This is a genomic window from Methylobacterium sp. FF17, assembly GCF_025813715.1.
Taxonomy (GTDB): domain Bacteria; phylum Pseudomonadota; class Alphaproteobacteria; order Rhizobiales; family Beijerinckiaceae; genus Methylobacterium; species Methylobacterium flocculans.
In genome coordinates this window covers 3,442,695-3,464,546 of sequence record NZ_CP107532.1, presented here as the reverse complement: position 1 = coordinate 3,464,546, position 21,852 = coordinate 3,442,695, and the positions used below count along the sequence as shown (strand labels likewise).

General features: G+C 64.8%; 11 protein-coding genes and 1 pseudogene. 4 read left to right on the top strand and 8 right to left on the bottom strand.

The window, feature by feature from the left end; all coding sequences use genetic code 11:
* Window positions 1-214: 214 nt before the first annotated feature.
* Genes OF380_RS16340 through OF380_RS16330 form a run of 3 tightly spaced genes read right to left on the bottom strand, consistent with a single transcriptional unit; the run spans window position 215 to window position 2,532 of the window.
* Entirely contained in the window at window positions 215-871 is a 657-nt protein-coding gene (locus OF380_RS16340) for an SLOG domain-containing protein (RefSeq protein ID WP_264045765.1), read from the bottom strand.
* A gap of 2 nt (window positions 872-873) precedes the next feature.
* Window positions 874-2,034, bottom strand: coding sequence for a toll/interleukin-1 receptor domain-containing protein (locus tag OF380_RS16335; RefSeq protein WP_264045763.1), 1,161 nt, complete (start codon window positions 2,032-2,034; stop codon window positions 874-876).
* Between the two features lie 9 nt (window positions 2,035-2,043).
* Window positions 2,044-2,532 (bottom strand): TIR domain-containing protein, encoded by a 489-nt coding sequence (locus OF380_RS16330; RefSeq protein WP_264045761.1) that lies wholly within the window; start codon window positions 2,530-2,532, stop codon window positions 2,044-2,046.
* Between the two features lie 188 nt (window positions 2,533-2,720).
* Here OF380_RS16330 and tnpC point away from each other — a divergent pair.
* The 3 genes and pseudogenes from tnpC (at window position 2,721) to OF380_RS16315 (ending at window position 5,840) form a co-directional block, all read left to right on the top strand.
* A pseudogene (gene tnpC / locus OF380_RS16325) lies at window positions 2,721-4,000 on the top strand (IS66 family transposase).
* A 255-nt stretch (window positions 4,001-4,255) separates the two neighbouring features.
* Window positions 4,256-5,020 (top strand): IS5 family transposase, encoded by a 765-nt coding sequence (locus OF380_RS16320; protein ID WP_264045759.1) that lies wholly within the window; start codon window positions 4,256-4,258, stop codon window positions 5,018-5,020.
* Window positions 5,021-5,513: 493 nt separating this feature from the next.
* Complete coding sequence (locus OF380_RS16315) at window positions 5,514-5,840, top strand: hypothetical protein (RefSeq protein WP_264045757.1); 327 nt, start codon at window positions 5,514-5,516, stop codon at window positions 5,838-5,840.
* A gap of 84 nt (window positions 5,841-5,924) precedes the next feature.
* Here the strand turns inward: OF380_RS16315 and OF380_RS16310 are convergent, their stop codons facing one another.
* On the bottom strand, window positions 5,925-6,734 hold the full coding sequence (locus OF380_RS16310) for an IS5 family transposase (protein WP_264045755.1): 810 nt from the start codon (window positions 6,732-6,734) through the stop codon (window positions 5,925-5,927).
* Window positions 6,735-6,903: 169 nt separating this feature from the next.
* On the opposite strand from OF380_RS16310, the gene OF380_RS28815 reads away from it, so the two are divergent.
* Window positions 6,904-7,107, top strand: coding sequence for a hypothetical protein (locus OF380_RS28815; protein WP_404810467.1), 204 nt, complete (start codon window positions 6,904-6,906; stop codon window positions 7,105-7,107).
* On the opposite strand, the gene OF380_RS16300 is transcribed toward OF380_RS28815, so the two are convergent.
* The 4 genes from OF380_RS16300 to OF380_RS16285 form a co-directional block, all read right to left on the bottom strand.
* Window positions 7,100-17,104 carry a hypothetical protein gene (locus OF380_RS16300; RefSeq protein ID WP_264045753.1) on the bottom strand — a complete coding sequence of 3,335 codons (10,005 nt, stop codon included), beginning with the start codon at window positions 17,102-17,104 and terminating at the stop codon, window positions 7,100-7,102. The two genes, OF380_RS28815 and OF380_RS16300, sit on opposite strands and share 8 nt — an antisense overlap.
* A complete protein-coding gene (locus OF380_RS16295) occupies window positions 17,092-19,578 on the bottom strand; it encodes an OmpA family protein (protein WP_264045751.1) in 2,487 nt (828 codons plus the stop codon). Before OF380_RS16295 ends, OF380_RS16300 begins: the two co-directional genes overlap by 13 nt.
* A 520-nt stretch (window positions 19,579-20,098) precedes the next feature.
* Window positions 20,099-20,863 carry an IS5 family transposase gene (locus tag OF380_RS16290; RefSeq protein ID WP_264045750.1) on the bottom strand — a complete coding sequence of 255 codons (765 nt, stop codon included), beginning with the start codon at window positions 20,861-20,863 and terminating at the stop codon, window positions 20,099-20,101.
* A gap of 144 nt (window positions 20,864-21,007) precedes the next feature.
* Complete coding sequence (locus OF380_RS16285) at window positions 21,008-21,805, bottom strand: DUF1883 domain-containing protein (protein WP_264045749.1); 798 nt, start codon at window positions 21,803-21,805, stop codon at window positions 21,008-21,010.
* Window positions 21,806-21,852 lie beyond the last annotated feature (47 nt).

Below are 21,852 nucleotides of genomic sequence, written 5' to 3'. Positions count from 1 at the left end.
TGGCAGGGTCTATCTTCCTTTCACATTTTCTTAGATGAACAATATTTTTTGAGCGTAATAAAAGCTGTATAGAACGATGGCGGCCGCGTATGCGTTGATAAGAAATTCGCGGCATTGACACCTCTTACTTCGAGTCACACCGCGAGGATATTGGAAGGCAGCGCCGTTGCGCTCACGAGTGTCTGTCGTCCTCTTGCAGGAATGCCAGTGCGGATCACGGTTTTGTCCCAGCGTCCCAGAAGCGTTGCTCGACCGCGGCTGGCTGAGCTTCCGGACTTCTGAAACGCTCCTCCCTAACCGAAACATTCAAGTGTCGATGGAACAACGCCACATAGTCAAAGTCGCTGACAAGATCAGCTGAGAAGAGTCCGGCCTTTGCGGCGACATCGAGTGTTGCACCACCCGTTGATATAACTGGGACGACAGTAGCGTCAGGTTGCAGGCGGCGAAACATCTCATACTCATTCACTATCCCGCCCATGCCGCCAATAAACACGGCGGCTTTGAATCGATGATCTGAAAACATCCGCTCGCGCATTGCCAGGAGGCTCTTCTCACGATCTGATCCTACTTCATCAGTAAACGTTACATTCTTGAAACGCTCGTTGTCCTGAGGAAACTCATCCTCGAAATGCCGCGACTGGTAGAGTCGGACCCAGCTTCCGTAATCGACGCCAATGTCCTGTGCGATCACCCAGATCATCGGCGTGATCGCCGGATGGCCGCCCCAGACGAGCAGCCGACGACCGAGCGTTACATGGACGAGCGCCGACACCGCCGCAGTTATCGCTACGGTGTCGGCGGTAGCAGCGTATTGCGGTCCGCGTCGTGGATCGGGGATACCTGCTGAGAGGAATACGGCTTCGGTCAAGCTCAGCCCTCCCAGCCGGCTAGCGCCCAACCGGCCTCGGAGACCTTGATGGCACGGACGACACGGATGTTTTCTTGGAGCCATTGCAGGTGCGCGCTCCAGGCTTCGCGGATTCCGATGTGATCGTAGACCAGCACCGGGACCTCGCCTTGATCCGCGCGCCGCGCCTTTTCGGCGACATCGTTAAGGATTTCGGCGGTCGGCACGCCGACGATCGGGTAAGCCCAGATCTTTCGGTCATCAAGCAGCCGCACTGCGATCGCTCGATGAGCGCCTACGCCGTCCACTGAAGCGCCGATCTTTTCGACATCGGCCCGCAACTTACCGGTAATGGACATGTATCGGGCAGCGATCGCACGGCTGCGCAGTCGCTCCAACCGAAGTACGATTGCTTCGGCAGCAGTCTGAGCGATGGGCCCATCAGGTCCCGCAAGTTCGGCGGGCTCAAGGTAGACCGTCTCGGCCATGTCCGTCAGCTTGTTGGGCGTATGCGCAGGCCAGATTACCCGGAGCACCTGAATGTCCTTCGCGCGGGCGCGCCCAATCTCCTGGCGTGTCCAGCGGCTGTCGAAGTAGGTCGGCGTGTCGAGCATAACCATAACGTCCGCGTCGACCAGGCGGTGCCAGATGACGTCTTGGAACGGGTCTCCTGGCCGAATGTCGTGCGTATCGAGAAAGACATCAAACCCGCGCTCGGTGAGCAGGTCGTGGAATTGTAATGCGGCTGCGCGTGACTCTGTTCGACGGTAGCTGACAAATACCCGTCGCTGCCTTCGTAGCAGTCCCACGCATTCGAGCAACGCGGAAGCGAGTTCAGACATCGCTGGATCATCGTTGCGCCGCCTCAATCCGTTAGTAGATTGGAGGAAATTGGGAACCTGACATCCGAAGTCGCTGTCGGCAGCGACAGTTGAAATGACCGGTGCGCTCGAGCGGACCACCTCCCGCGTGGCCTCAACGTCCAAGGGATTTTCGCTGGCGAAATAGACGGCGGCAAACGCCGCACGCTTGTCCCGCGCAGCCACGTTCGTTCCATCGAGAATGCGCACGTCCTCGTCAATGGCAAGACCGAAGTCCTCAATCATCCCGCACAGCGTCGCGGTAAGGATTGCCTTCTCGTCTTGCGTTACGTGACCCAGGATCGCGAGCTCATATAAACTCATCGGTGCACCTCAACGCCTTGCCGCTGTCGCTGCTGCCTCAATCCACGAAGACATGTTGGTGTAGCCGTCGCCTTGGACCCAATCGTATGTCTTATAGAGGCTGCTAAAGGGTACCTTCTGGCCGTTTTGTTCGACTGACCAGTAGGATAGAGGATTTTTGCCCTGCACGTCTGCGCCAAGCTGCGGGTCCTTCACCTTGTGTATGTCGATAGCGAGCAGTCCCTTTCCGAGTTCGTAGCTGCGCTTGATCTCGTGCCGTACCCACTCACGCTCGTAGGTCTGCGCGCCGAACAGTACTACGGTCACCGACGTGCCCCTGAGTTGTTCCTCAATCCACTTCTCGATGCCGCCAGCGCGCTTCTTCGCCTCCTCAAACGCGGCGGCATCGTAGAAGGGCTGCGCTTCGCCTTTCGCCCGAACGACCCAAGAATTGCGGACCTGGACGATACGTCGGACATCCCGAGCGTAATGGAAGCTGAAAAAGACCCGTCTCGCCATAGATAACCTCGTCCCATGCCCAATGGTTCGGTCGAGCTTGTCGCTGAGGATGCCTCGATGGCAAACCCTCCAGCTTCCCTCTTATGGCATCAGGCAATCGTTCAGGCGAGCGCGACGGCATTCGGCGTCTCGCAACAGTAATTATCCACGCCCTTGCGCGGGATGGGTTTCGCTGTTTCTCTCGTGAGATGGGCCGCAGCGAACTGGAACGGCTGAGCCGCGAAGAGCTGATCGAGCTGGTGTTGCGTCTGCAGCGGCCAGAGAAGACGTCGCGCACCTCGTCCAAACCGCCCGCGACCGATCGCAAGGAGCAGCGCGCGCAGTCCAAGCCCGGCGGCGCCAAGCCCGGTCACGAGGGCCATAGCCGCGTCGTCAGCGACGATCCCGATGCTGTCGTCGAGCATCGTCCCGAGGCGTGCGCGTGCTGCGGCGCCAGCCTGCACGCCGCTCTTCCGGCAGAGGTCGTCAGCGTCGCCGAGCAGATCGAGCTGCCCGCGGTGGCGCCGATCGTGACGCAGCACCAGCGTCTCGCGGTCCGTTGCCCGCGCTGTGGGGATCGGGTGGTCGCACCGGTGCCGGAGGCAGCGCGCGGCACCCCGTTTGGTCCGCGGCTGCATGCGGTGGCGACGTACCTGAAGACCTTTCAGGCGCTCTCATACGAACGGCTGCAGGCGGCGCTGTCCGACCTGTTCGGCCTGACCCTCAGCCAGGGCGGGCTGATGAACCTGCTCCGGCGCGCGCAGGGCCGGTTCCGTGCCGGTCGTGACGCGGCCGTCTCGGTCCTGCGCAAGGCCGAGGTCGTCGCCTGCGACGAGACCGGCGTGCGCATCGAGGGCTCGAACGCGTACCACTGGCTGTTCCACTCGGCCGACGCGGTGGTGCACACGGCCTCGCCGACGCGCGGCGCTGTCGGGTGCGCGAGATGATGGACGGGCACCGGCCCGCAGTGTGGATCTCGGATCGCTACACGGCCCAACAAGGCCACGCGGATGAGCACCAGACCTGCCTGGCGCATCTGGCGCGCGATGTCGCCTACGCTGTCGAGGTCAGCGACGATCCCGTCCCCTGGCGCCTGCAGCTCTGGTTGCAGAGCGTGTTCGCCCTGGCCGAGCGCGTCACCGACTTGGCGGCCTCGACGCTCTCGGCCAAGCGCCGGAGCCTGGATCGGCAACTCGGTGCCATCCTGACCACGCCGAGCCGCTGTGACCTGACCCGCGAGCTGCAGGCCAAGATCAGCCGCGCCCGCGAGCAGCTCCTGGTCTTCCTCGCCTATCCCGGAAAGGTCGAGCCGACCAACAACGGCTCCGAGCGGCTGCTTCGTCCGGCTGTCGTGCAGCGGAAGGTGACCAACGGCTATCGCGTCATGTGGGCGGCCGAGGGCGAGGCCGCCATCCGCACCGTCGTCGACACCGCGCGCCTCACAGGCAGCAGCCCCTTCAGCACCGTCCTCAAAACCATCGGTGCCTGAACCCTGCCATCACAGGCGTGGGTAATTACTCGCAACAGCCATGGTACCGAATCACTTGCACGAGAAGTCTCTTGCTGCATGTCTGCCCTGCAGCATTAGTTTGTGATCTGCCCCCGGACAGCGCGCGCAGGCGATTATCCAAGCGCTTGTGCATCAGAAAATTTAGAGGCTGTTTCGGATCTTTGGGTGCACCAGTTTTGGGGGATGCAGTCCCGCCGCGCCTACCCATCCGATGTCAGCGATGAATAATAGGGGTTGGTCGCCCCTTACCTGACGCTGCTGCCTGAAGCGGCCGGCCAGCGTGAACACAGCCTGCGGGAGGTGTTCAATGGATTGCGCTACGTGGTGCGATACGGCGTGGCTTGGCGCGCGATGCCCCATGACTTGCCATCCTGGCACGCCGTGTACGATCAGGCGCAACGCTGGCTGGGGGCCGACTGCTTCGAGAACCTAGTCCACGACCTCCGCGCCGTGTTGCGCCTCGCCTCGGGTCGGGCCGAGGAGCCCTCGGACGTGGTGCTCGACAGCCGCACCCTGCGCTCGACGCCTGAAAGCGGCGCTCGCGAGGCCTGGGATGGACACAAGCGCAACCGCGGCTCGAAGCTGCACGTGGCGGTCGATACGCTTGGACAAGTGCTGGCGCTGCACGTCACACCGACCAACACCGACGATCGGGCTGCCGTGGCCGCGCTGGCTGATGCCGTGCAGGAGGCGACCGGCGACAGCGTAGATCTCGCCTATGTCGATCAAGGCTACACGGGCGAGCGTGCAGCAAAGGCGGCGGCAGATCACGGCATTGCCCTGGAGGTCGTGAAACTGCCCGAGGCCAAGCGCGGCTTCGTTCTGTTGCCGCGACGGTGGGTGGTCGAGTGCGCCTTCGCCTGGATGGCGCGCTTCCGCCGCCACGCTCGTGACTATGAACGCCTGCCCACCACCCTGGCAGGACCTCACCTGGCCGCCGTCAGTGTACTGCTACTCCGCAGGGCGGCCGACCTCGCAGAAGCCCCTAACAGCCTCTAGGTTCGGCTCGGCGACGGCCTGAGGACGCGTTCCACCAACAGCGTGGTACCCGCGCGAATGAGATTGCGAGGGCCATGTGAGTTGATGGCGAACCGGACAGACCGGGGACGAGAACAACCCGCCGTAAGGTCTTGGGCGTTGAAGCCTCGTAAGCAGAATGGGGTAGCGCCAACTCGCAGCACCTCCTGCGCACAGTCGGTCGACCCGAAACCCCGCACGCAAGCTCAAACGCGGGCTGATGGTGACTTCTCCTTGATCCGGGGCGGAATCTTTAACTACTATCTCGGTGCACGATTGCGGTACTGGTGGCGTGCCGACAACGACCGCATCGTTCGGAGTCTCGTATGTCGCTGAAGTGCCTGTAGCGATCTTAAGTGACGTCAGATACGCGCTAGGTATCACAGACTTCCTAATTTCAGAGGGGGACCCGATGATGATCGTACGATGCGCGAGCTTAGCAATTACCCTCGTAGGACTTCTATACGGTGTATCCGTGGCGAATGCTGCAGATATTACCGTTCGACTCACCTCATCAGATAGTGAGACTGCTTCTGTATTTCTTAACGGAGGAACTGAGAAATGGTCGGGGACCAATGGCGGGGCGGGTGATATTATTAAATCTCGAAGCGGTAAGTACAAATCTGGTACGAACGTGGTTCCCGGCTTCGCCGTAAAGGGGACGGGACTGCTCGTCGGCGAGAGCGGCGCTAACGTTGAGGCTTTCTTCTACAATCTTATTCCGGGTGAAGCCCAACCTGGCAACTCCGGAGTTGCTCATTTTCTAGGAACGGGGAAAGTCGGCAAGTGGGAGGTCAAGTAGGGGGATGCAGTGCGGGTGGATGAACTGCACCCCGTTTTCACCGAGCAAGCAACGTAGCTCGCATAGGCATTCGCCTAGAGGCTGTTATGAACCGGCCGCGAGTTGAGCGGCCTGTTTGAGCATGAGGCAGACGAAGGCGACGATGTGGAAATCTGCGAGCGTGCTGGGATAGCGCTCGTAATCTTTGACGAGACGACGGAAGCGGGTGGCCCAGGCGAAGGAGCGCTCCACCACCCAGCGGCGCGGCAGCAGGACGAAGCCGCGCTTGGCTTCCGGCAGTTTGACGACCTCCAGTTCGATGCCGTGCGTGCGGGCAGCCTTGGCCGGCTTCTCACCGGTATAGCCCTGATCGACATAGGCGAGATCGACGCTGTCGCCGGTGGCAGCCTGCACGGCTTGCGCCAGACGCCCGACCTGGGCGCGGTCGTCGGCATCGGCGGGGGTGACGTGCAGGGCCAGGAGGTGGCCGAGGGTGTCGACGGCCAAGTGGACCTTTGAACCCTTCTTGCGCTTGGCACCGTCGTAGCCGGCCCGCTCGCCGCTCTCGGGTGTCGAGCGCAGGGTCCGGCTGTCGAGGATGGCCGCGCTCGGTTCGGGCGAACGTCCGGAGGCCAGACGCAGCAATGCCCGCAGATCGTCGGCGAGTTGCTCGAAGCAGCCGGCCGCCAGCCAGCGCTGCGCCTGCTGGTAGACGGCTTCCCAGGGCGGCAGGTCGTTGGGCATCCAGCGCCACGGCGCGCCCGTCTTCACCACGTAGCGCAGCCCGTTGAACACCTCGCGCAAGCTGTGCTCGCGCTGTCCCGCATCCTCGCGCAGCAGCGTCAGATAGGAAGCGACCAGCGCCCATTCGTCATCGGAGACGTCGGACGGGTAGGCTTTGCGTGAAGAGGTCATGTCCCTTCATCTGGAATCCAGCCGTCATAGGTCCATAACAGCCTCTAGGAGCAAGATTATGTCATCGGATCCGAGGTTTGCTCCGCCCGGTCGTGTGGAGGTCATCACCTTCGTTCAGCGTCGTCGTCGCTGATCCACGGCCGAGAAGGTGCGGCTGGTCGAGGAGACGATGCAGCCCAACATGTCGGTCTCGTTCGTGACGAGGTGGGCCGGGATCGGGGCGTCTCAGCTCTTCGCCTGGACGCGACGCATACTGGAGGGCAATCACCAAGCCGTGCAGGCGGACGAAGACATTTCGGCACCAGCCGTGTCCGATTTTTCCCGGCACGGGACGGTAATCTCTTCTCATTACTTGCTCGTGATGATCACGTAATCAATGTTATGCCCAGAGTGATGCGCCGCACTCGCATGATCAGCCGCTCGCTCCGGCCCTCACCGCGTTCGTAGAGCCGCACGTCAAATGCGAACAGGCCTTGCGTCGGAGCCCGCGTGCCTCGCCACGCAGCGACGGCGTCCACGAAGGGCTGAATCCACGCCGCGCGCTTGGTCGACAGGTCGAGCCGGCTCAACCCTGCAACGTGCAGCCCGTCGGCCGTCACGTCGAGCCCGGGAGCGAGTTCGGGCTCAAATGTTAGCACGAGATCGAGCGCTAGTTCCTGTAGGGCCTCCGCGGCTGGGCCACCATCCGGCCCGATGAAGGCGTCAAGCAGTTGTGCGAGATGCGTCTCGAAAGGGGCCGGCGCGGTCGCGAGCGGAGCCTCCGCGACGTCGATGACCGGCAGGACCGGCGCGCCCGAAACCACGGTCGGCACACGGTACACGAAGGGCTCGTCGACCGTCTTCGGACCGATCATCGCGTTGCGGCTCAGCGTGAGCTCCGTCTGGACGGCACGCAGCAGGAGGATGTCGGCACCCTCCGCGCCGAGCTGCCGGATCTGCAGCGACCCAGGCGTGCTGGGCGCGTTCGCCCAGTCGCCGTCCGCAACTGCGTACGAGCCCGCCACCGCGGTGTCGCTCTTCATAACGTCCAGCGTGAGCCTGGTTCCTGCAACCCGGGGGTCTGCGTTTCGGCGCAGCTTGATCCGGCGAGAACCGCCGGTGGACGGCTCTTCCTCAAGCCTGAGCCGATCGAAGATGTCGGGATCCGAGGAGGCGGGTGTCGCGAGCGGCGTCCGCAGGGTGACCCAGAGCGACTGGCAGGCGTCGCGCAGGAATGCCGCAAGCTCGACGTCGGCGGCGGATGGCCCGGTCTTGCGCGCCGTCTCCAGCGCTGGGCCGACCGTCTCGGCGAAGCGTAGGAAGGCGGTCGCCCAGGCGAACTCCGTGGCGCTCGCCGCCGACGAGACCACGTCGTTTCGAGCAGGGCTGGGATTGTAGCGCAGCCCGAGGTCCATACGGTCGGGGCCAATGGCCTCCGCCTTCCAGGTCCGGGACGATGACCAGTCGCGAAGGCTGGCGTCGATCGGCATCGCCGGCGGCCAGGACGTTTCCGTCGCGGTCTCGCGCAGGAGGGCCGGCACGACCGGATAGCGGCGGCGCAACACGGGGACGTCTTTCAGCTCGATCTCGTATTCCGGGAGCCAGGCGGGAATAGGGGCATGCGACAATCCCGGTTGCTTCTTCTCGACGGGGGGGGGCACTAGGGCGAGCCACGCGGTCGGCCGGTAGCGGCCGGGCCGCCCCGCCTCCACGTTGTCTGGCCGGTCCAGGCGCTGCACGTGCGTGACGCGATAGCGACCCACGACCTGGATGAAAGCTTCGGCAAAGTCCGGCGGCACGTCCACCGCCATCGCGAGGTCGCGTCGGACCCTCTGCGTGCCGACGCTCATCACGAAGGGACGCACGGACGCGATCGCGGCACCCTCCGGCTCGAAGCGCCCGTAGGCTTGCGGGCCGGCCTCGAGCTTCTTACCCGCTACGGGTCGGGTCGTCGGATCAGGGTCACCCAGGACCACGATCGTGTCGATCGTGTCGGCGCGGGTCAGCACGCCCCGCACCAGATCGGTCAGCACCCGATGGGTGAGTGCTAGGCTTTGCGGAGCGGGCGCGCTGCCGACGAAGACGGGTGCGGCCCGCGTCGCGAGAAGCTGCGCGATGCCCAATTTCTCGCTCTCTTCTTCAGTCACGTCCTCGGAGAAACCGGCCTTGGCTGTAACGATTTCTTGCAGGGCCGCCCTGCCTACCGATGATCGCATCAGTCGATCAACGATCTCGGGCTTCAGGATCTGCTCATAGGCGGCGAGTGCCCGCGCCGCCTCGACATCCGCATCGACGGCCCGGAAGGTGGCCGAGCGCGGCATCCCGCCGAAGGTCGGCAAGAGACCAGTCTTCTCCGTAAATTCCACCGTATGAAGGTGCGTCGACACGGGCGGCAGCGCGAAATCGTGCCGCGCCCCCCTTTTGAGATGGTCGGGTGGCGGCAGGACCTCGCGGCGGATCAGCCAGGCCGCGCGGTCGCCGATCCCCGGCTGGGCCGACAGGCCCGTGCCGACGAGGTGGTGCGGCGCGAAGCCGCTCCACACTGCCTGCTGCAGTTCGACCAGCGTGCCGCCGAACGGGTCGTCCGGCGGGATCGAGTCCAGCTCGCGCAGTCGCAGCCGGACCGGCATGGAGAACGACTTCATGTCCGACGTCGCGTCGGTGCTGAAGAAGATCTGGTCGCCTGCGTCATTCGTCTCCCGCCGGGCAACCTTGAGGGTGAGCGCCAGCTCGAAGAAGTCCGCGTTCGACTCTCCGATAGTTGGAATGGGTGCCGTCGCAGACACGGACCGAGACAGCCCGGCAATAGCGTTCTTAATGTCATCGCGGATCGCCGTCGCCGATCGCGTGAGATCGAGCTCTACCAGCTTTCCGAGGGCATCAGCTGCAAGCTTAATGAAGGTCTGGAGCGCAGTCCCTAGATCCGGCGCCACCGTCGCCTCGCTCCAGCTCGCCGTCAGGGTCGCATCCGCGAGAGGATCAGCGATCTGCTCGGCCGCGCAGGCATAGACGGCGCGTGTCCGTTCGAGACGGCCCGCGAGCTCGGCCTGGGCGGCCGCGGTCAGCTTGTCATCGGGTTGGGACTGAGTCGGAGGCGGTGACGGGACGAGGCTGTCGGGCCAGCGCCTTTCGATCTGGAGCTTGACCTGAAGGATGCCAGGCGTCGCGGTCGGCCACCAGCCGATGCCGAGCCCGGGCAGGTCGGTGAACGGGGTCAGCCGATCGACATATTGGACTCGCGCGTCGGGCTTTACGAAGGCCGGGACCGGCCATTCATTGCCGTAGACGTCGCGCCACAGGCCGCGCAGCATCAGCGTCTGGCCCACCCGACGATACGGCGAGGCGTCGCGGAACAGCTTGGCGACGGGGATCGGCAAGGAGAACATAAGTGCGCCCGTCGTGGCGTCCTTCGTCGGGCCGACCGAGAGCGCTTTCGCGGCCTCTACCAGAACAGTGCCGTCCTGGCCCGAGATACCGACCGCCAGCATCGAGAACCGGTCTATTAGCGCTTTCCAGGCGCCGGCATCCGCGCCCTCCGGCGGCGGCAGCGGCTTGCGCACGACCATAGCCGGCATGGTGCCGGCCTGCGCGACCGGCTCGCCGACGCTCGCGACCGCATCCGTGCCCGCGTCGCCGGCGAGGACGGCCTCAAGCCGATCTGCCCCGGCCGCGTCCGCCGGCGCGATCAGCATCGCGTTGGCTTGGCCGACGGCATCAGCCCGCAGGGTCAGCACCATCAAGGCCTCGACGGTCGAGCCGGCGCCGAACGTTCCCTTACCGCCATCCCAGCCCAAGACGGTGCCGCCACGATTGACCATGCCGGTACGCCGGACGATGTCAACGAAGGCGCCGATCTCGTCCAGCCTCGCGACGTAGGTCGCCTGGACCGGCGCCGGCTGCACCTTGGCGCCGTCGGCATCCGGCTTCGGCTCGGCCGAGACGTCGACCTGGACGACCGTGGCGTCGGGTGGCGCCCCGACGTCGTTCAGCAGCGTGTCGCCAAGCCTGTAGAACGCGATGCCGACGATCTCGCCGGGGTTCTGCCCGTCCTCGTAGCGGTCGAGCCGCACACGGTTCGCCTCGCTCATGCCGAGGATTTCGAACACGTCGAGATCACTCGTGCCGCCTTCGGCGCGGCGCGACGCGAGGCGGATGCGGACCGCGATCGCGGGCTTTGCCTTCAACGTGTCCTTGTCGTGCTCGATATCGGCCGGAAGCGCGGGCAGCTCCTTGTCGCTGTCCGGGAGCTTCCGCAGGAACAGCTTGAGGCTAGCGTCCGCGAGGGCGCGCTCGGCCAGCTGGCTCAGGAGTAGCGGGTCGAGCATCACCAGCCGGCCGCCGTCGTTGCGCGGATGCGAAAGGCCGGCGTGGAAGCGTCGGCGCTCGGTGCGGACGAGTTGCGACGGGTGCCAGGCACCGCCGAGCGCCGGCTTGGTCGTGCCGAGCGCCGCGAAGGTGTCGAGGTTCGCCCCGATGACGTCGTCGACGCTCAGCGTGGCTTTCGCGCCGAAGCCGGGATCGATCTCGACCTCGATCCTCCTCGTGTCCGCTCCGGCGCCCCCCGTATTCGCTGCGGCGCCCAGCGGGACCTGCAGCCAGCCGAGGCGGAACAGGCTGTGATGCGCAGTCGGGTCCATCGCGTCGGGCGGCACGAGCGACAGGTCGCCCTTCGCCAGCTCCGGGAACGGCAGGCGCGGTGCGTGCATGAAGATCCGCGATGCCGACCGCAGAATGTCGCGCGCCGGGCCAGGGACGTCCGGCATGCCGGTCCCGCCCGGCGAGGCGGTCAGCCGGTCGAGCAGAGGACCGAGCCGGACGCGATCGGGGCGGTCCTTGTCCGCTAGGATCGACTCGTGTGCGAGGCTCGCGAGCCGTACCAGCGCGGCGCGCATTAGCAGGATCGCGTATTCGGTGAAGGCCGCGTCCGCGATCGAGATCGGCGGCGGCGCGGCCTGGGTCCTAACCGTCCCCGGCCCATCCTCCCGGTTGAGGACCGCCATCTGCTCGCGGAACGCGAGGTCGACCGTGTCGCGGTAGTGGTCATCGACCACACGCTTTTCGGACGGCGTGACGTCGTCGAAGATGGCGTCGTCCGCGAACCCGTGGCGGCGGATCCGCGTCCGGGGCGGTATCGGCCAGAATACCGCCGGCACCGGTGGCGGCGGTGGGTCGTCGTGGACCAGGTGCTCCTCGAACGTGGCCGCGATGTTGTCGGCGAAAAGCGACAGGATCGCGCTCACGTCCGGGAGATGGGCGAGGCGGGCGGGCGGTGCGGTCGGCGCCGGAGCGCCCGGTATCGGCGGCGGACCCTCGGCGACCGCGCGCGCCAGCGCGTCGAGCTCGTCGAGGCTAACGGTCTTGTCCCGAATCGAGCCCGGTTCGTAAGCGGCCCTGAATGCCCAGGCGGCCAGCATCGCCGGTACTCCGTCAATGTCGGTCGGCGTCTTGTCCGGCACCTCCGAGGTCAGGATCATGACGGCCTCGGGCCGCATCTGGTTCGCATGGTTGGCGAGAGTCACGTCGGGCGAGAAGCGAAGCGCGAACGCGAGCTTCGCGGCCGCCTCGCGCCACTCGGCTGGCGCGAGTGACCGTGTCCAGTCGAACGCGGCAATCGGGCCGTACTCCGCGACCGCCGTCCGGGCTCGCGGGATCGAGGCGACTCCGACACCCGCGCCCACTTCGTAATATTCGGCGTTGCGGTCACTGCCAAGATAGGTAGAGTATTCCACCGTCGTGTCGAAGCTGAACGAGATCGAGATCGAGATGCGCCGGCCGAAGATCTTGAAGCTCGCGATCTCCACCTCGACCGCGACGCTGACGCCGACCTGCATGAAGAGCCGTGTGCGGTGGTCGGTTTTGAAGTCGAGACTGAGCGCGACCCACAGCCTGATCGCGACGCCGGCCTTGACGATACCGAAATCGACGTAGCCGTAGACCTCGCCCATCACGCCCACGGTGCCCCCAACGGCGATGAAGGTCGTGGCCGCCCCAGTCTCGAAACCGTTCTGCGCGAAGGCGTCGCTCTTCTTCAGGTAACCGAAGCCGCCCTCAAGCGTGGCGAATACGGTGAGCGATAGCCCGGCCCTAAAGATGCCCTTGTCGATCTCCTTGCCGAGCCCGACCCGGAACGCGATGCCGGCCTCCACCACTTGGTAGGACAGGACCGTCTCGTCCCGCGGCTGCAGCACGCCGCCCTTCTTGAACCTGGGGTGCGGAATGAAGTTCGCGCCCGGCCCCGAGACCTGGCGGTAGTAGAGCCCGCCGGAGCCGATGAAGGGCAGGACCTGCACGCTGAAGGCGCGCGCATAGTCCATGTTGTGTGGATAGCCGAGATCGATCGTGAAGCCGCCGTCGGTGAAGATCTCGATGCCGATCGCCGGCAGGTCAACGACCACCCAGCCGAAATCGATCTGGCGCAACTGCTCCGGCGGCACGATTTCGATCGAGTAGACGCCGAGACGCTCCGATAGCTTGCGGTAGAGCACGTCGACCGCGAAGAGCGGATCGGGACTGCTGCGCGACTTGCGGAGGTCGACACGCAGGCCGTATATGTCGGCGTCGCGCACCGCCAGGCCGATCTGCACCCGGTCGGCGATCCAGGCGCTAAAGCCGAGCGACCAATTGCGGTCGGGCGCGAACCCGATGCTGGTCTCGATCGCCTTGATGATTTTCTCGGCGATCTTTTTGGGGTCGGCTTCTTCGCTGCCGAGGTCATCCGCGAAAAGATTGCCGAGCTGGGCAACGAAGTCCTTCGTCGTCCTGACTTCGACGCCCTTCATGGGGTCGACGCGCTGACCGAGCGCAATCAGTTCGAGGTCGATGACATTGCCAATCCTGCCCGTGTCGGAAGCGAACTTGCGCGCAGCCAGCCAGCCGATGGAACCGAGACCGTTTTTCTTGATCAGCTCAGGGGCGGCCAGCACCGCGAAGGTGATGCCCGGATCGGCCGGAAAGTCCTGGCCGAGCACCTCCAGCTGGGTGCCGACGCTGTAAATCGCCTTTGCTTTCTTGCCGTTAGAATAGGCGGTATTGAGTATGCCGTAGTTCTTCGCTTTGAGCTTCAGGAAGCCCTGCAGGCCGATATCGAGCGAGCCGTCGCCTTCGGGAAAGCGGAAGCCGAACGTGACGTTGCCGGCCGACGACCCGCCGTCCACGAAGGCGAACAGGAGGCCGAGCCGCAGGCCCTTGAAGGACGACAGGCCGCCGAGAGTGCCGAGGTCGAGATCAAAGTCGAAGCCGAACCGAAATGCGAGCGCGGCGTCGAATTCGGCGAAGCTGACATAGCCGAGCGACGGCAGGTTGACCGGCCCGTCGAACATCCAGAATTTCCGGAATTTCAGCGGGAAGGCCGACCACAGGCCTCCGCCGTCCTTGCGGACGCTCGCGTTGGGAAAGTCGAAGCCGAGCGCGCCGACCCGGAACGACATCTTCTTGACGCCGTCGATGACGCCTTTGACGAGATCGAGCAGGAAGTCGCACGAGATGCGCAGGTCGGAGAACGCGACCTTCTCGATGTTGAACAGGTCCGACAGCCCGGGGATCTTCACGTTCCCGAACTCGATGTCGCCGTTGATCCGGAACGCGGCTCCCACCTTTGACTTGCCGTCCTTGGACTCGGCCGACAGGGTCTCGTAGGCGACGCGGTCGAGCGTCGCGCGCCGGATGATGGCAGCCGGGTCTCCCTCCGGATCCGTGCCGCTGACGTAGCGATAGGAGCCGGAGGTCTCGAAGACGTAGCTCTCCAGCACCGTGTCGCCCTCGCGCCGCTTCTCGTAGCGGCCGTCGAGCTCGATGGTCGTGGCGCTTTCCCAGCCTCCGTTCTTCTTCTGCTGGATGTTGCCAACCGCGCGGAACAGCTTGGTCGCGACGAGGCGCACCCTGGCCTCGAAGCCCAACACCTCGCCGCGGGCGAACTCTACGACGAGCCGGGGCACGTCGAAGCCGTAAGGGCCCTCCTCGTCGTCCTTCTGACCCTCCTCCGGACTGACATCGGGCTTAGCTTTCGGCGGGCCCCGGTAGTCGACGAGGCCCTGGAGTCGCGATTGCGGCACCCCGCCGCTCGGCAGCGGCTTCAGCGGGACCGCGATGTACTCCGCCTTTAGCCTCTCTAGATCGATGCCGCCGAGCAGCCCCTTCAGTTGCACGGGTAAGCCTGCCAGGTCGAAGCTCGCGCCGACCACGAGGACGCCCTGCCAAGACGCGTCGTTCAGGATAGCGTTGTACAGCCGCCCGTACCGCGCGGGGTCGGCAGGCGTGGGTTCGTCCCCTCCAGTCGGGATCTTGCCCTCCGAGATCGCGCGGGCGCGCGCGATGAAGGCGTCGAGCGCCTTCTGGACCTCCCCAACGGCCTGCTTCGGATCGGCGCCGGCCTTCGTGTTCGCACGCGGGTTGGTCAGGAACAGCCCGCGCCCCGACCATGACGAGGGGTCACCCACCAGCTCGGCGATCGATCGGTCGGCGACATTTTTGACGATTACGAAGGTGTCGAAGCGCGGCGACGTCTCACCAATCGGCACCATCGAGTCCGGCGCGTCCAGCCGCACGTCGAAGGAGTAGCCGCCGATGTTGATGCTACTCTCGAAGTCGAGACCCGGCACCTCCACCGCGCTCGGCATGCGGTTTGCGACCAGGAACAGCTTGTTGCGGACCAGCGCGTCGAGGATCGGTGACGGGATCGGCGCTCCGGCCTTGCCTCGAAGCGCAAAGACGGCCTCCCCGGTCTCAAGCTTGACTCGGGCGAAGACAAGGCGGGTCGGCGATCCGTCCGCGTTCGTCTCGACCTCGAAGCCGAGGGGCGTCGTCACGGGCGACGCTGCGCCCGCCACCATCGGTACCTGACCCCGCTTCGCGCCGCGGGGTGCCTGCGAGACGCGCCGACGCTCGCGCGCCAGTAGGCCGCGGTCGAAAGCCTTCGCGAGGTCGAGGTCGTCGGCGAGGACGCCGCGTGGCGGCAGAACCGGCAGGAAGCCGGCATGTTTGTCCGTCCCCCCTGTCCCGACCTGGCGGAGCAGCGGCGCATGGTTGAGGACGGTCGCGCCAGCGCTCGCCACGGCGTCGAGCGTGCGCCCGCTCGGCGGCTCGGCAAGCAGGTCCATCTCGCCCCCGCGATGCAGCTTCATCCACGACGTGCGGTCGCGGTGCGGTTTGTTTCCGGCCGTGAGCGCGAGGGCGTACTCCTCCTCGATCACAGGCGGTCCGTCGACGGTCTTCTCCGTCGAGTCGAAGGCCGGTCCGAGCACGAAGCTGACGGTGAGAGGCTTCGCCGCCTGCGTCCTGAGCCCACCGGCCTCGACCATCGGCTGCATCGCCTCGCTGGCCGCGAAACCCGGCACGAGGCCGAGATCGGAGACGTCCAGCGCCGCCCCAATACCGCCCGAAGAGACGGCCAGCGGTTCGACGAGGTATTCGCCGACGAGCGTCAGCAGGTCTTCGCGCTGATCCTCCAGGCTTTTCCCATCACCGATCTGATTGGTGAACACGAACCGGGGCGCATTCCCGCGCTCCCAGTCTCCGCCGCTGGGCCTGACGCGGACCGGCTGTCCGGGCGTGGCGGGCAGCGACAAGGTCAGGGCGTCGCCTCCTTTCTCCGGCAGCAGCCGCAAGAATGAGCGCTCCCCGTCGTAGAGCTCGTGCGGGTCGAAGGAGGCCGCGAAGGACGCCACCGTGTCAAATCCGTCGCCCGCATGCAGCAGCGCAGCACGTGTCGCGCGGTACTTCAAGGTGTCGCCGAATGGACCGGATGTCTTGATCAGCTCGACGAAGCTGCTGACGAGGCCTAAATCGTGATAGGTCGTGAGATCGGACGTGACCTTGCCGTTCTCGTGCGGCCCAGCGCGACCGCGCGCCATCACGAGCCCGAGCATGTCTCCGTCGAGCGCCAGCGTGACGGCGTCGGTGGCCAGGTGATCGGCGCTCGACGGGGCCTGCCGCCAGCGAACCAGGCGGTGCGGCGACTCGGACGGCTCGACGGAAAGCGATGTCCCGTCGAAGCGCAACTCGGCTTCCGACAGGAGCAACCCGAACTGATCGCCGAGATCGACGCCGTTGGCGCGGGACTGGCCGCCGTCGTTCAGGACAGCCGGGATCTCGCCCCGGCGGCTCCCGACGATCACCGCGACGACGTTCATCAACCGATCGAGGAATACCACCCGTCGAGTCGGCGCGTCCGGTGCCGCTTGACGCTGAGCCTCGGCCTCATTTTCGAGCCAAGTACAGACTTCGGCTGCGTCTGCCAGCCGATGCGGGAACGCCACGATGGCCTCCCGGATAGTGTCCTGCGTCGGAATGAAGTCGTCGCCCGGCACCTCGCCGCGCGGGCGGACTATAACGCGCGCCTCTCCGGAGACTTTCGAGAAGCATTTGGTGCCGGGCAGGCGTGTCAGCGTGACCATCTCAGACGGCTCCCGTGCGTGAGGATGAGGCCGAGCAGCCTGCAGTCGCGGCGATCCGCGACGAGCTCGGACGCCAAAACGAGCGGAGCTCCGCCCGGCCCTGCAAGCTCGACGTCCAGCGGCATAGCCAGTTGCGCACCACGCGGCCAACCACGCGCGGCGGGTAAAAGCCGCTCGAAGCAGGCCGCACTGTCTTCGGTCGGCAGCAGGTGGGCGACCCCGGAGCCAAGGCTCGCCAACTCGTCGCGGCCGTTCAGCTTCACCTTGATCGCCGGAGACAGCGACAGCCCGCCGCCCAGGTAGCCGCACTCGACGGGACCGACGCAGGGGAGGAGTGCCTTAGGCTTCGGAAGAGCGTCGTTCCGAGCCGAGCGCCAGTCATCGAGGGGTGCACCCCAAGGCGTTCGCGCCAGGATCGTGACGTGGTTCGCATTTGGATTGTTGGATGCGTCGAGGCCGAATATCCAGGCTTTGGTATCGCACAGCTTGCTTCCGCTGCGCGGGCACGTGACGACGCGTGGTGCTTTCGCGTCGTAGCTCTTGGGCTCCCCGTCCCCGAGCGGCGCGAAAACCCGAACGTGCGTGCCCGCCACGTACTGCCCGATGTCGCCCGGGCTGGTGAGCGGACGATATTGCTTGGTGCAATTCTCGTCGCCGGTACCGCTCGCCCCATCCACTCGGCATTCGGGGGTAGACAGGGAGTCGCCGGGATAGGGCGTGCCGGTGCAGACCGCGCCGAAGGAAAGGCCGGTGAACAGTGTTGCGAAGGGGTCGCCGGTCACAACCCGCCTCGGATCGATCGACCCGCCCGCCGTCGTTCGCGGAACCGGGACGCGTGCGCACGGGTCGACGGGGTCGGACCTGAGCAGGATCGGCGTCGGGTCGGCGGGCCGCGTCCAGAGCGCCAGCAGATCGTAATCCGTCGGCCGCGGCCGCAGCACCATGCCGGGCGCGAGGTCGTAGAAGCGGAAGCGGCGGTCGAGCCGGTGAACGTGCAGCAGGATCCCGTCTATGTCCTTCGGCAGCTGCGCGAGGACGGCGTCGCGCAGCGCGCGCAGCCAGGCGGCCCGCTTGTCGGCGTCTGCCGGCATGATCCCGAGCGCGTCGAGGCACGCTTTCACCGGATTGGCCGCGGCACCCTCCGGCGGATCGGTAGCCGCCTTGATGACGAGAGCCTCGAAGCGCTGGTGTACGGCCCAGTAGGTCGGCATGCCGATCCCCCGGTCATAGGAATACGGCCGCCGTTCCGGAGGCAGTTTGGGGTTCAGGTCCGGCTGCGTGTCCGGGTCGTGATTGAAGTCGGGCAGGGCCGCCAACGCCACCGACACGCGCCACGCCTTGAGTGTCCGCGCCCCCTCGCGCTTCCAGACCTCGTCGACGTCGAGCCGCAGCGCGAGCGTGTCGCGCCCGTCGAGCCGGCTGGTCGGGAGCTCCCTGTTGTCGGCCCCTAATTGACGGACCCAGCCAGACGAGGGCGAGCGCAGCAGCTTGAGCGACCCGGTGCCCGGCCACGGCGCGCAGGGATGGTCTCGGCCCGGTAGGCGCGGCCCAAAGGGCAACCAGGAGATCTCGTGCGCGAACAGCCGCGCCGGCATCGTTCTGCCCGGGAACAGCCGCAGACGGACGTCGTTGGAGGCGTCGTCGGCCTCCGGCACCTTAGTCAGCCGGTGGCCGACATGGGTCAGGACAGGCGTGACGATCTCGAACTCAACGCGCCGCTGCGACGCGACGTATCGCAGCGAGCCGGGCCCCTCCGGGGGCGCCGGCGTGGTCGCCTGGATGGCGGCTGCGCCGGCCGGCCCCGACTCGAAGGTCGCGCAACTGTCGTCGTTCCGGTCGTGCTCGAGCGTGCCCTCGCCATCGGCGGGATCGGTCGGGCGGGGGCGGTAATGTCCCCGTCCCTCTACCTCGAACGTGAAGCCGGGGCCGAGCCGTCGACGCAGCGCCTCGCGGACGGCCTCGGCGCGCTCCAGCGACGTCTCGAAATTGGTACCGTCCCGCCCCGGCAGGCTGGCCTGCGGCGGATTGGTGGTCGGGTCGGAATAGCCGATCAGGCGCAGCGTGATCGTGGGCGATGCTCGCCCGGAGGTGCTGGCGGCGCGCGCCCGCTGCAACTCGGAGGCGAGCGCGCCAAGAGCTCGTTCGACGGACTTAAAGAGTGCCGGCGCCTTGCGCCTGAAAGTCCCGTCGAGCCGCGTGACCCCGAGCGGAAAGCAGACCACCGGCTTGCCGGCCACGTAAGGCGGCGCTGCGCCCCCCCCAGTCGTCAGCATGTCACCGGCGCGAGGATACGGGTCCGGGTCGGCGAGCGGCAGCGGCTCGCCGTTCAGCCGGGCCAAGAGGCGGTAGAGGCCGGTGACCTCGCTTCCGCCATAAGAGGGGTCGCGTTCCGGGAGCGTCGCTCCACTCGCGGGGGCCTGCACTGGGGGCAGAAGAAGGGCAAGGCCTATCAGGACCAACAATCGCGTGATCATGCGAAGCTCCGCCACCAAGTTCGGAGCTGCCGCTTCATCTGCTGCCAGCTCACTTCCGACCGATCGTTTCAGAATGATCTATTGGTCCAGTGTGAGCCCGGACACCACCAATGATTGCCCGGCAGCTCATGTCTGACAAGAAGTGACGATAACCTATTGACTTCAATCCCAGCCGGATCTGTGTGTCACTCGTGCTCTAGAATAATCAAATTGCGATACGTGTCAAAGAGGGAAATGAATATTATTTACAAACCCATGCTGTCACCTTGCGCTGTATGCGATGCAACTCTCGGGCGTAAAATAAATGGCAGATAACAATGCTGGGCTAATTGTCTATATTTAATCGTACTGCTGCAGCATATACGGCGAATGGTACATCTGATGTATCTAGAATTGCCGTAAGATACCTATCGACGACGAGTATTGATTAGTATTTACTGATTTTGACATCTTGGGGTATTAGGACAGACTGGTTTGTGCGACTATCGGGATTTACGTCAAGCTTTTCTCCAATATCCAACTAGAGGCTGTTAGGGGCTTCTGCGAGGTCGGCCGCCCTGCGGAGTAGCAGTACACTGACGGCGGCCAGGTGAAGTCCTGCCAGGGTGGTGGGCAGGCGTTCATAGTCACGAGCGTGGCGGCGGAAGCGCGCCATCCAGGCGAAGGCGCACTCGACCACCCACCGTCGCGGCAACAGAACGAAGCCGCGCTTGGCCTCGGGCAGTTTCACGACCTCCAGGGCAATGCCGTGATCTGCCGCCGCCTTTGCTGCACGCTCGCCCGTGTAGCCTTGATCGACATAGGCGAGATCTACGCTGTCGCCGGTCGCCTCCTGCACGGCATCAGCCAGCGCGGCCACGGCAGCCCGATCGTCGGTGTTGGTCGGTGTGACGTGCAGCGCCAGCACTTGTCCAAGCGTATCGACCGCCACGTGCAGCTTCGAGCCGCGGTTGCGCTTGTGTCCATCCCAGGCCTCGCGAGCGCCGCTTTCAGGCGTCGAGCGCAGGGTGCGGCTGTCGAGCACCACGTCCGAGGGCTCCTCGGCCCGACCCGAGGCGAGGCGCAACACGGCGCGGAGGTCGTGGACTAGGTTCTCGAAGCAGTCGGCCCCCAGCCAGCGTTGCGCCTGATCGTACACGGCGTGCCAGGATGGCAAGTCATGGGGCATCGCGCGCCAAGCCACGCCGTATCGCACCACGTAGCGCAATCCATTGAACACCTCCCGCAGGCTGTGTTCACGCTGGCCGGCCGCTTCAGGCAGCAGCGTCAGGTAAGGGGCGACCAACCCCTATTATTCATCGCTGACATCGGATGGGTAGGCGCGGCGGGACTGCATCCCCCAAAACTGGTGCACCCAAAGATCCGAAACAGCCTCTAGCCTCGAAACTCCTACTGCGGCAGAGACTGACAGATGATGTTTAGCTTTGACTTAATCTGCCGGAGAACGGATGACCTCGACTATTTCGGCGGCGATTTCTTCAACCGTATGGGTCGACGTGCTACGTGCCAGCTTGTCGGCCAACGACGGAGAGTAGCCGATAACTTCCTTTTTGCTGACGTCATGCCAGACAGGAAGGATAATCTGCTCGCCTGAATTGGATCGTGTGACCAAGCCATCCAGCTCATATTCCGGCCAGCCACGCCCGAAGAAAGCCTTGGAAAGAATAACAACACCGAAACGACTGCTAGCTAGCCCTTTGTCGATCTTGCGCCGGAGACTATCGCCAATGCGTAGCTCGAACTCGTCATACCAGACACTGAGGCCAGCCTGCTTCAAAGCGTTAGCGAGCGGGCGGACAACGTCACTTTTGTCTTCTGACGCGTGTGAAATAAACACGTCGAAGGTGCGTCCATCCGGTCCATCCACAGCTGGAACAAGTTCCTCTTCTGCATCTCGAACCAATGACCGGATACTGCTAAGAGGTGCCTCATTGAAGGTTGGCAGTGGTCGCATCGCCGCGGCAGGAATAACACGTGCAGACGACCGAGTCGTACCCTGAAGCCCTTGCATATCGATGGTCAAATACCAATGCCCGGAGTTTGGTACTACTAATTTAACTGGTGACTGTTTTGCCAGACCACCCGTATAACGGTGCTGACGACCTGATTTATAGTTGCTGAAGTTTGAGCTATCCATTAACCTAACATTGGCTGCACTGCCCTGTAGTGTAACTTCGACAACGTCACCACGGTCCAGGTGGCCAAAGTCATATTTCGTGAATTTCATAGGGCCACCCCAAAAGGCCAAAGTATTATAACGTGTGCCAAGCTAGC

What these genes read in the sequence shown, in the direction of transcription:
- OF380_RS16335 (WP_264045763.1), bottom strand. Translation starts at nt 2,034, where the DNA reads ATGAGTTTATATGAGCTCGCGATCCTGGGTCACGTAACGCAAGACGAG.
- OF380_RS16330 (WP_264045761.1), bottom strand. Translation starts at nt 2,532, where the DNA reads ATGGCGAGACGGGTCTTTTTCAGCTTCCATTACGCTCGGGATGTCCGA.
- OF380_RS16310 (WP_264045755.1), bottom strand. Translation starts at nt 6,734, where the DNA reads ATGACCTCTTCACGCAAAGCCTACCCGTCCGACGTCTCCGATGACGAA.
- OF380_RS28815 (WP_404810467.1), top strand. Translation starts at nt 6,904, where the DNA reads ATGCAGCCCAACATGTCGGTCTCGTTCGTGACGAGGTGGGCCGGGATC.
- OF380_RS16300 (WP_264045753.1), bottom strand. Translation starts at nt 17,104, where the DNA reads ATGGTCACGCTGACACGCCTGCCCGGCACCAAATGCTTCTCGAAAGTC.
- OF380_RS16295 (WP_264045751.1), bottom strand. Translation starts at nt 19,578, where the DNA reads ATGATCACGCGATTGTTGGTCCTGATAGGCCTTGCCCTTCTTCTGCCC.
- OF380_RS16285 (WP_264045749.1), bottom strand. Translation starts at nt 21,805, where the DNA reads ATGAAATTCACGAAATATGACTTTGGCCACCTGGACCGTGGTGACGTT.